The organism is Microcoleus sp. N3A4 (genome assembly GCF_036701805.1).
Taxonomy (GTDB): domain Bacteria; phylum Cyanobacteriota; class Cyanobacteriia; order Cyanobacteriales; family Microcoleaceae; genus Microcoleus.
Window position 1 is genome coordinate 1 of record NZ_JAUBRJ010000176.1, and the last position, 1,493, is coordinate 1,493.

Genomic DNA, 1,493 nt, shown 5'->3' on the forward strand with positions numbered 1-1,493 from the left:
ATCTCTTGTTTCATCTGTAGAAAGAATTCTTAAAGAATTTGGAGATAATTATGTAATTAATTTTGCTTAACTACTTACTTGGTCGAACGAGGACTGATTTTAACTCCCCAACAAGTGGATTGTAAAACCAATGAAATCAAAGCGATTCCACCCGTTTTGGAAGCCTTGGCCCAACGGGGAGTCGTTTTTGCCTTCGATGCCTTGAATACTCAAAAAAAACTTGTGAGCTAATTATTGAGTCTGGGAATGACTATCTCGGTGCCTTAAAAGGGAATCATAGCCATTTTCATAAGCAAATTAAGGAGAAATTTCAATCAGAATCCCATATTAATACCGTTGAAACGGGCCACGGACGAGTGGAACGACGAAGTGTGAGTTTGTGGACAGGCTGGCATGGACTATCGGAGAGCGAAGACTGGGCCGGACTACGAAGTATCATTCGAGTCACGAGTTATCGACACCTGTTAAAAGGTGAATATATTCAAATTAAGAAGCCTGAAACCAGGTACTACATTAGTTCATTGGATGAAACGGTGGAACAATTTGCAACTAGAATTCGCGATTACTGGGGCGTTGAAAATAAGGTCCACTATGTCCGAGATGTGACCCGGCGTAGAAGATGCTTCTAGAGTTCGAGTCGGCGAGCTCCCGGCCATTTTTGCAATTGCTCGTAATTTAGCACTCAATCTTTATCGAGAAGCTGGAGAAACAAATATGGCACAGGCACAACGGCTCGCGGGCTATGGTCTAGACGTTTTGAAGAAGCTGTTTAGAATGAAATAGCCCTGAATATAATAGACCTCTTGCAAAATAATTTTATGCTATAATCAAGGGTTTGGCTTAAGTGGAGCAGATTGCAGGTTATAGCTAATTTTTAGGACATTTTGCTAAAAACAGCATAAAATGCTAAAAAGGTATTTTGTAGTTACACAATAAATCAATCATGAACAATCGATTTTATCAAAATTTAAAACCGGAGCAATTTAAACGGAGATTTGGTATCCAGATTCAAACGTTTAAAGAAATGGTTAACACCAAGCGAACAATTCCGGCTAGAAAACCCTCAAGATAAACGAGGACGCCTTGATCGCCTTAACTCTTGAAGAACAAGTTTTAGTGGCCGATTAATATTGGCGAGAATATCGAACCTATTTTCATATGGGGACAAATTGGGGAGTATCCGAATCAACGATTTGCCGAATTGTAACTAACATTGAATCAACTTTAATGAAAACGGGAAAGTTTCGTATTCCGGGTAAAAAGGCATTACTCAAAGACTCTGATTATCCTGAAATCGTGGTGATGGATGTCACAGAAACCGCTATTGAACGACCTAAAAAAAAACAGAAGAGATATTACTCGGGCAAGAAGAAATATCATACTCTAAAAACTCAATTGGTAATTAATCAAGAGACCAGAGAAATTATTTGCACTGCTTTTGGACCAGGGCATTGCCACGATTTTAACTTGTTTAAAAAAAGTAAAATTCATTT

The 1,493-nt window shown here is 38.7% G+C and carries 2 pseudogenes; both read left to right on the forward strand.

The window, feature by feature from the left end:
• Positions 1 to 221: 221 nt before the first annotated feature.
• A pseudogene (locus QUA56_RS37075) lies at positions 222 to 629 on the forward strand (ISAs1 family transposase); the annotation flags it as partial.
• Between the two features lie 472 nt (positions 630 to 1,101).
• A pseudogene (locus QUA56_RS36560) lies at positions 1,102 to 1,493 on the forward strand (transposase family protein); the annotation flags it as partial.